At 36.5% G+C, this 8,519-nt stretch carries 12 protein-coding genes and 1 tRNA gene; 6 read left to right on the top strand and 7 right to left on the bottom strand.

Going from position 1 to position 8,519, the window contains the following annotated elements; translation table 11 throughout:
• Window positions 1-81: 81 nt before the first annotated feature.
• A tRNA-Thr gene (locus FD17_RS02070) sits at window positions 82-154 on the top strand.
• A gap of 189 nt (window positions 155-343) precedes the next feature.
• On the opposite strand, the gene FD17_RS02065 is transcribed toward FD17_RS02070, so the two are convergent.
• Complete coding sequence (locus FD17_RS02065) at window positions 344-1,477, bottom strand: site-specific integrase (protein ID WP_020282105.1); 1,134 nt, start codon at window positions 1,475-1,477, stop codon at window positions 344-346.
• A gap of 237 nt (window positions 1,478-1,714) precedes the next feature.
• Between FD17_RS02065 and FD17_RS02060 the strand changes: the two genes are divergently transcribed.
• Window positions 1,715-3,454: a hypothetical protein gene (locus FD17_RS02060; protein ID WP_020282104.1), complete on the top strand. Its 1,740-nt coding sequence runs from the start codon at window positions 1,715-1,717 to the stop codon at window positions 3,452-3,454.
• 235 nt (window positions 3,455-3,689) lie between these two features.
• Here the strand turns inward: FD17_RS02060 and FD17_RS02055 are convergent, their stop codons facing one another.
• Together FD17_RS02055 and FD17_RS02050 are read right to left on the bottom strand one after the other, a co-directional pair.
• A complete protein-coding gene (locus FD17_RS02055; RefSeq protein WP_020282103.1) occupies window positions 3,690-4,001 on the bottom strand; it encodes a hypothetical protein in 312 nt (103 codons plus the stop codon).
• Window positions 4,002-4,122: 121 nt separating this feature from the next.
• Complete coding sequence (locus tag FD17_RS02050; RefSeq protein WP_039933401.1) at window positions 4,123-4,860, bottom strand: LexA family transcriptional regulator; 738 nt, start codon at window positions 4,858-4,860, stop codon at window positions 4,123-4,125.
• Between the two features lie 169 nt (window positions 4,861-5,029).
• On the opposite strand from FD17_RS02050, the gene FD17_RS02045 reads away from it, so the two are divergent.
• A complete protein-coding gene (locus FD17_RS02045; protein WP_039933399.1) occupies window positions 5,030-5,263 on the top strand; it encodes a helix-turn-helix domain-containing protein in 234 nt (77 codons plus the stop codon).
• A 145-nt stretch (window positions 5,264-5,408) separates the two neighbouring features.
• Here the strand turns inward: FD17_RS02045 and FD17_RS02040 are convergent, their stop codons facing one another.
• Both FD17_RS02040 and FD17_RS02035 read right to left on the bottom strand, forming a co-directional pair.
• Window positions 5,409-5,603, bottom strand: a complete 195-nt coding sequence (locus tag FD17_RS02040; RefSeq protein WP_008857071.1) for a hypothetical protein — start codon at window positions 5,601-5,603, stop codon at window positions 5,409-5,411.
• Between the two features lie 944 nt (window positions 5,604-6,547).
• The gene (locus FD17_RS02035) at window positions 6,548-6,835 is read right to left on the bottom strand and encodes a hypothetical protein (RefSeq protein ID WP_235714319.1); all 288 of its coding nucleotides are present in this window, start codon (window positions 6,833-6,835) and stop codon (window positions 6,548-6,550) included.
• On the opposite strand from FD17_RS02035, the gene FD17_RS02030 reads away from it, so the two are divergent.
• Both FD17_RS02030 and FD17_RS13310 read left to right on the top strand, forming a co-directional pair.
• A complete protein-coding gene (locus FD17_RS02030) occupies window positions 6,829-7,029 on the top strand; it encodes a hypothetical protein (protein WP_020282098.1) in 201 nt (66 codons plus the stop codon). The genes FD17_RS02035 and FD17_RS02030 overlap by 7 nt on opposite strands.
• Window positions 7,030-7,068: 39 nt before the next feature.
• Window positions 7,069-7,233 carry a hypothetical protein gene (locus FD17_RS13310; protein WP_020282097.1) on the top strand — a complete coding sequence of 55 codons (165 nt, stop codon included), beginning with the start codon at window positions 7,069-7,071 and terminating at the stop codon, window positions 7,231-7,233.
• Window positions 7,234-7,371: 138 nt separating this feature from the next.
• On the opposite strand, the gene FD17_RS02025 is transcribed toward FD17_RS13310, so the two are convergent.
• On the bottom strand, window positions 7,372-7,701 hold the full coding sequence (locus FD17_RS02025) for a hypothetical protein (RefSeq protein WP_136846364.1): 330 nt from the start codon (window positions 7,699-7,701) through the stop codon (window positions 7,372-7,374).
• Between the two features lie 105 nt (window positions 7,702-7,806).
• On the opposite strand from FD17_RS02025, the gene FD17_RS02020 reads away from it, so the two are divergent.
• Complete coding sequence (locus FD17_RS02020; RefSeq protein WP_008213898.1) at window positions 7,807-8,133, top strand: DUF771 domain-containing protein; 327 nt, start codon at window positions 7,807-7,809, stop codon at window positions 8,131-8,133.
• 5 nt (window positions 8,134-8,138) lie between these two features.
• Here FD17_RS02020 and FD17_RS02015 read toward each other — a convergent pair whose 3' ends face one another.
• Window positions 8,139-8,414, bottom strand: a complete 276-nt coding sequence (locus FD17_RS02015) for a hypothetical protein (RefSeq protein WP_014940218.1) — start codon at window positions 8,412-8,414, stop codon at window positions 8,139-8,141.
• Between the last annotated feature and the right edge of the window lie 105 nt (window positions 8,415-8,519).

Raw genomic sequence — 8,519 nt, 5'->3', positions numbered from 1 at the left:
GTTGTCGACGGTTCGAGCCCGCCTGCCGGAGCTTTGTCGAAATGCTAACTTAATTGTTAGCATTTTTTGTCCATTTGATTTGCCGACTTAGCTCAGCTGGTAGAGCATCGGTATCGTAAACCGAGGGTCACAGGTTCAACTCCTGCAGTCGGCATAATTATACAAATTAGAAGAAATATTAAAATTAGGAATGCTGTTAAATAGGCATTCCTAATTTTTTTAATTTATAAAAACGTACTAGAAAGTATTAAAATATAAATAATAACGGTCAAATAACGGTCAAACGGGCAGAAGAAGTTTAACCTGATACAGAGTAAAATAACAAAATAAAAGCGGAACCTTATTAAAGGTTCCGCTTGATTGGTATAGTTTCATCATGAGAGGAAAGGTTATCTAACTCTTCACGAATCTGTTGATCGTTTTTTGCTTTATATTCATCCATTAAATAGGAATAAATCTTTGTTGTTGTGGATACGTCAGCATGGCCTAAACGCTTAGAAATGATGTAAATGTCAATTCCTCGAGATAGTAGGTAAGCTACATGTGAGTGTCGTAAAGAATGAAAGTGGAAGCCCTGTTTTTGAATCCCTAAGTCTTTTAGTATAGAACGCAACTTTTTATTAACGGCAGAGGATGATGGAATGGATTTATATTGATTAACAAAAATTAGTTCTCCATTATTGTGCTCCTTCAAGATCTTTAATGATTTCAGCAATTCGTCATTAACTGCAATGATTCGATTTGAACCAGCCGTCTTGGTATCTTTGAATCCACCGCCTTCGGATGAATTCCAAGCTTTAGTAATGCTAATCGTTTTAAAATTAAAATTAACGTCATTCCAAGTTAATGCTTGAATTTCTCCCAAGCGAGCACCAGTTAAAACGGCCGTCAGGATCATAAAAGTGGAGGTAAAGTGATAGTTTAAGTGATTCTCCAAATAAGCGATGAGACGCTTAATCTCAGCCACGTTGAGGTATTCCACATGCTTATCACGTGACTTATCATAAATAAGACTGACTCGCTGGGTGAAATCTTTATGAATCAGATCGTCAAGAATGGCATTTTGAACGGTTGCTCTAATTAGTGAATTAACTTTATAAACAGTATCTTTTGCATGAGAATGACCATAGAAATTAATAAATGCTTGATATTGTGGACGGTCAATGCTTTTTAAAGTAACATCACCGAAATAATTATGTAATACTCGACTAGTTATTTTATAGCGATTCTTAGTCTGATTCTCAATTTTGGGTTCTTTGTACGTGTGATAAAAATAGTCAAAATAGTCAGCAAACTTAGGATCTTTAGGAACGAGATCCAAACCATTGTGGATATCGATTTCTAATTGACTCGCAAATAGTTTTGCAGCTGATTTAGTTCTAAAGCCGCTCTTTGTTTTCTCGTGTTCCTGACCATTGGCATCATAATAGTAGTATCTTACTTGGTATCCATGACCATGCTTACGTATTGATGGCATTATTATTCTCCTTTGGGTAATATACTAACACATAGTGGGGAATCTACTTAATAGAGCGATCATTTATTAATTATCATGGCATATAGATTACAAAAAAATGTTAAAGCCTTTACAACTCCTGTTTTCTTTTGCATTCAACCGTGATTATGTTATACTATTTACAGCAAGTTAGTTGAGGCATGTTTTTGCATGCCTAGGTAGCTTGAAAAAACAATTTTTTTTGGGAGGAAATTACACATGAAAAAGTCATTGAAAAAGACTCTTTTTGCTGGTGTAGCTGCATTATCATTTGTAGCTGTTGCCGGTGTATCTAGCACAAATGCTAGTGCAAAATCATATGCCAAAGTTACATCAAACAAAGCTTTGACAACTGATGCTACTACTCGTAACGTTGCTGTTAACGGTACTAACGCTCTTTATACAAAGGCTGGTACTTTGAAGGGTGCTAAGACCGTTGCAACTAAGACTACATTAGCTAGTCTTAAGAACTCTAAGCAAGGTCAAAAGAACTTCCGTGCTTATCGTGTAGCTACTACTAACCGTGGCTCAGTTTACTACAAGGTTGTTTCATTTGATAAGACTTACCGTGGCTGGATCTACGGCGGCAAGTCAGTTACTGCATTTGCTGGTGGTATTGCTTCATTCAGCACTACTACTGCCCCTGCAGCAGCTGCAAACACTTCATCTTCAGCATCTTCAGCTTCAATCAATACTCAGGGCCAAACCACTGCATTGACTGACGCTCAAAAGAATGCTACTTACAAGATTACTAAGGCTGGTACTGCTAACGATGGTACTGCGACTACTTATTCATATCCTGCATGGACTGAATACAAGAAGGGCCGTACCGTTACTGATGCTACTCCTTACGCTAACGATACCTTCAAAGTTACGGACCAAACGACCCGTACCCGTGAAGGCGACCTTTGGGTAAAGATTGCTGACACTAATGCTACCAACGGTCAAAAGATCAATGGCTGGATTAAGTACAGCGCCTTAACTGCTCAAGCTACTACACCTACTACTACACCTGTTGCTGACAATGCTGTTCGTGTCAACTTCGTTGATGCTTCTGGTAAGACTATCAAATCAGTTGACTACACTAAACTAGGTACTACCAAGAAAGGTGACACTCTTGGATCATTGTCAGCTGTTAAAGACACCAAGGGTAATATTACATCATATCAATGGCAATTAAACGCTGCTGATAAGACACCACTTAAGAATGCTATTGATAATGCATTAAGTGGAACTGGATATTCATTTGATGCTTCAGTTGCTGCTAATGCTTCTGTATTAGCACAGGCTAAACTTGGTGATACTACTAACGTAACCTTGACAAAAGGTGCAACGGTTTATCAACAACTCAAAGCATATTCACAAGATGCTAGTGCTTCAGGTATTTTAACACTTACACCTTTAAGCCCACTTAGTTCAACACCTAGTTCAACTGCAAATAACCGTCAGGCATTTGCTGGTGACATAACGGTTGGTGGTCAACCATTCAAGTTGAGTGATTATGTAAATTCTGACTCATCATTTAACACCACTCAATTCTTAACTGACTACAAGGCAAAACAAACCGCTTCAAAATTAAGTGCTGCCGATTTTGCTAAAGCTTATAATGCGGCCGTTACTAAAGCTGCGGATTCTACCTTTATTACACCAGCTAACTTGAATATTAGTGACTTGTTCTCTGGTAATCAAGATGCAGGATTTACATCTACTGATGTTGCAAACTACGTTAACAAGCATGCTTCATTACAAACTTTGAAGTCAGGCGTCTTCCCAGTAGTTTCAGCTGATGGTAGTGCTGTAACATTTGATCAGTTTGTATTCAACTTTAGCAATGGTGCTGCCGGAACATTTGGTCAAACACCTGCTCGAGCTGTCTATACATTTAACTCAACAAAGCCTAACACGAATGTTACGTTCCCAACTTCAAATCCATCAAATACTACGACTCCATTTGCTTAATGCGTTAGATGTTGTTGATTTGTGAGGATATAATAAAAAGGGCCGTTTACAAACGGTCCTTTTTATTAGGCTCTTCGTCAACTGTTGTTGGTGAAACTAAATTCGAGTTCTAATCACTTTGTGATTAGGGCTCTTTTTGTATGAACCCGAAAAGCGAACAGCACTCTTAGCCGGAATCTGAAAAAGTTTACTGTGTATAATTATTGTTTGCTGCAAAGCTTGTGTATTAGCCTTTCTATTCAAAATCTAGCTCAACAACAGATTCTTCCAACTGATCTAGTGTCTCATTAACTGAAATAAAGTGTCGCCATTTATTCGGATCATGTTTGGCAAGTCCCTTAAAATTACTGCTGATCTTATCGTGGATATTTACCAAAAATTTGTAATACATATTAGCTGCTTCACGATCGATTCTTTCCTGTGGCCAACGTTTATCCAGAGAACGTTGGTTATTTTTTTCGGTCAAATATTGCAGGCATTTGCTAGTAAACAAATTCTCGATATTGCTATTCTCTTTTAAGTAATCTCTTAATTCTTCAGTATCCATGTTAAAATCCTCCTTAAAATTAGTTAATTGACTATTTAGGACTCGAACCTAAGCAAACCACCTGGTTAGTCGAAACATATGTTCTTTTAAAACTTTAAATGAAGCCCCCACGTTTGGGAGCTCATAAAATCACTTTACCGATTACATTAACTTCATCACAATCAAACACCATGTCATCGTATGCCTTGTTAATTGATTTTAAGGTAACGGTATTATCCTCATTTACATAAAACTTTTTACAAGTAACACCAACATCACGAATGTGGACGATCGCAATTTCACCATCCTCAACTTCTGGCTGGTAGTGGATAAAAACTTGACTACCTTTTTTTAAGAGCGGTTCCATTGAATCACCATCCACAGTAACTAATTCATCAGCACCAGCGGGGACCTTCTCACCAGCAATAAGCTTGTGGATTAATTGGGTATCTTGATCCTCACCGTTAATAGGAGACCCGGCAGCAGTTGAACGCCCAGCAGGAATTTCAATCATCGGCTTGTGATCAAACATTGAAGATATTTTTTCATTATTCTGTTCGTCTAATTGATCACTGGCATAATTGTAAACTTTCTCTTGGCGATCAGAGTTTAACCTTTTATTAATCCTTAGAATTCTTCTGTCACTATCAGTTAATGAACCAATCTCATTCTCTTTGAATCCAAGAATATATTCTGGGGTAGTGTGTAACGCTTTAGCAAAAGCATCCACATTATTTAGTGGAAATTCTCTAGTTTTATTAAAATACCTTGATAATGCTGACTTGGCCATGTTTACACGTCTGGCCAGTTCACTAAGTGTTAAATTCTGCTCATTTTTTAATTCAATAAGTGTGTCGACTATTTCGTCATTTGTTTTCAATAGAGCCCCTCCTTGCTTACCATCACATTATAGCACCGTTCCCAATCGGAAACAATCAAGATATTAAAAAAACTTTTTGACTATTTTTTTAATTATCATGTTGACAATTGGGAACGAATACGATATTCTTTAAGTGTTCCCAAATGAGAACGTAAGGAGATGAAAAATTATGTCAGTAGATTTAAGAAGAGTCAAAGCTGAAAGAATTGCGAAAGGATATTCGCAAGAGGACATGGCCAAAATGCTAGGTTGGAAAAGCAGAGCAACATATTCCAAGCGGGAAACCGGTAAAGTTAGTCTGGGAGCTGATGAACTTGCAAAGATTGCGAGCGTGCTCGGATTCTCTAATGATGAATTAGGAATTTTTTTTACAATAACCGTTCCCAAAAGAGAACGAGTTTAGAAAGAGACTTTCCAAGTAACGATCAACCTTTTATTTAGTCCAGATACGTCCACACAGCCAGCATAGAAAGGAGGTGAGTTAAATGGACGAAATAACAGATGTGGATTGGAATGAAAAAGCCATTCCGAAGAATGACTAGCATTGTTTATTTACCCTTTCGGTTCTTCCATGCGCCACGAAGATTCTTTTCATAACTTTGAATATCTTTCATAGCATCACCTTGGTTCTTGTAGAGATCAGCCAACTTAGACTTAGGTGCTAAATTACGAAGTCCTTGTGTACCATCCATTGCCTTCTTAAGTGATTCAGGAATTCCGAATGAATCCAGAGATGTTATCATCAAAGTTTTTTATCTTTGATTTCTAGTTATTTTTAACTAGCTCAGCATATCTTTTCATCCTAAGTAGGATGTTGGGCGCTCGTGGATGGATTATTGATGTCAGTCACCATCTATGCGTTGCACCTTCACAGTTCTTTAAGGCGCGCTGTGCTAGGCTCAGGGTTACCTTGCTGATAGGACAGTTTAGGCTTTCCTTGAATTCACCCAATACAAAATTTACATTACTGCAAAAATGGGCAAAAACAATGTTACTTGAATTATATATCAATTATTTGAAAATAGGTAAATCTCATGTAGAGAAGAGATGAGTTAAATGGAAAAAGGCAAACTGCATCAGTACTTTGATAGTAATATTCAGCCTATTTTAAATATGGCGATAGGAGTTCTATTTATGACAATTGGTTACTTACTTGGTCATATGTCCTAGAAAGAAGCCAAGTGATCGTCAATGAATAGTTGAAAGGAGGAAACCAATGTTACAAATAATTGCTTTAGTTATTTCAATTATTTCACTAATCGGATCACTGATATTAACGTATTTAGCTTACAAACTATAATATCTTTTCATAGCTCAAAAAATTAATTAATACTGGTTCAGCTCGGATTTTTGGAATCGTCACGAACACCGAAGAAGGAGTTAATAAAAATGTCAAATTTTAAAGATTGTCTTGAAAAAATTGAAGATTCCATAGAAACGGCAATCTTGTTCACTATATGGTGTTGTATTAATTTTTGGCAATTGATCGTGGTCGGTATTGTGACGATCACAGCAATCGTCTTTTTATTAGAATATTAACAGCTATTGAAACTAATGCGGGAATGATGAAAGGAGGTGAATAAAGTGAACCAAGACGCAGAAAAAACACCCCGAGCCATTTGTGGTAGCAAGGAGTGCAATAAGGAAAAAATCGTGCCAATGACAAAATAATCGCGTAAAAGAGCATTTAATCTTTTATCAAAAATTCTTTCAGAGCTATACGAACCAAATTGTTAGTTCGTTCATTCTCATACTGCTGAATAAATTTAAACATTTTGTTCGTCCAGTCATCGTTGGGATTGCCATTTTTGGCATCTTCACGTATCCGCTCAATGTTCTCTTCATCATCAAACATGTCGTCAAACTTGTTTAAAAATTCAGCGTATTTTTCATCAAATTCATCGCTTGTCACAATTTTCGAATTAATTAAATTATACGTCAGTAAATAATAGAAGGAAGTAATAAAAAATGGCAAAGCCACGTTTAGTTTTAGAAAAGAAAGCACCAGAACCACGAGTATCACGATTGATTAGCATTAACACTGATTTGTATAACCAGCTAATGGACATTAGGCACGAAACTGGATTAACTATCACAGCGGTAGTTAATAAGTTTATCGCTTATGGAGTGAAGAATGTAGAAATTGAAGACAACAAAAACGACGATTAATTAATCCACGTCAGATCTTATCAAAAGGAAGTGAGAAAAATGATTAAAACATTAAAGCAATTAATCCACGTTTTGTGGGCAATCGAAAAAGACCTCCGTGTTATCGCAAGTAACACAGGGGTCAACAGTAAAGCTGAAATTAATTCTAAAGATATTATAAGTACTATGCGTTCAGCCATTCATGATAGTAACGCAGTAAATTGAGACTAATCAAATAAGAGGAAACGGCGAATTGTTACTTGAATGAGGTGTTGATTATGAAAAAAATATTCAGCGATTTAAAAATCATACGAATCTATGGATTAGCTTTTTTCATTGAAAAGCATCCACGGTTCACAAGAATCATTTCAGCAGTTTTATCAGCCATGGTAACCAGTTTGGCATGTTTGCTATTAAAGAAGTTATTGTAGCAACAATGATAGGCCAAACGATTCCACTTAAGAACTGCTCACGTTTATATTCATGATATTTTTCAAAGTAGTGCAAGCCATCAGGTGAGAGCTTAATGGCATTGTAGGTAGGCATTCCGTTTTGCTTTTCAGGGGTGTCTGGCATGGTAGCATCCCAGATTAGCTTCTCCTTCCAGAAATGGTGTAAGTAATATTTTTGTTCCGATTCTTCTTGACGATTGATAGGAATACAGCCATCAGGGAACTTCTTTGACTCTTTCAAAAGATCCTTTAATAGTTTACGTTCGGCTTTTGTTAATTCAGGAGTAATAGTTATCACCTCGATTAATTGGAATAACTCAAGTATACAACTAAAGGAAGTGACAAAATGTCTCAAGTCATTAGTGCTAAAGTATCAATTCAAATTCCTGATAATTTTGAATTGATAAATAAGGAAGATTACCAAAAGTTAAAACGGGAATCAACATTTGGACGGACTTGGAATTTAAACGATCTTCGTAAATGGTGTGGGAACAAATCACCACAATGGTTAAAAGAAAATTTCTTGGAAAATCCAAAATATTCACGGGAAATGCAAGCCTTAATGGATGATAGATATTTAGTCCATCGTGGCAGTAAAGGTAGTCCCTGGTTGTTTAAAGCTACCAAAATGCAGCAGTTCCTGGAGGATCATTGGAGTGAATTCAATTGGTAAAAACATTAAATTCTTGGCAAATCTAATAATCGATCGTGACGGCTTAAGGAATTCTTAGTTTTAATATATAAAGCATTGTCATGATCGTAATCATAAGTGATTTCATAGGTACCATTACCGAGAATGTAAAAGTAGTGATCACCACGAATAATATTGGCTGCTGTGGCTTGAATAAGTTCAATTTTCCCACTGGCCTGTTTTATTAAATCAATATTTTCTGGTGATGCTTGCTTTCCCTTGGAATAAGTTCGTAATCGAATAGCAACAATTTGATGAATCATACGACTTAGCCTCCTTAATGGGTTGAATTCAAAATTCTACAAATATTAAAAAGGAGTGATTTGATTAATGGAATCATTGGAAGTACTAGTTTTAGTGTTCTTAGC

The sequence above is a fragment of the Lentilactobacillus sunkii DSM 19904 genome, from assembly GCF_001435575.1.
GTDB lineage: Bacteria > Bacillota > Bacilli > Lactobacillales > Lactobacillaceae > Lentilactobacillus > Lentilactobacillus sunkii.
The sequence above is the reverse complement of the archived record's forward strand: the minus strand, read 5'-3'. Positions and strand labels throughout refer to the sequence as shown.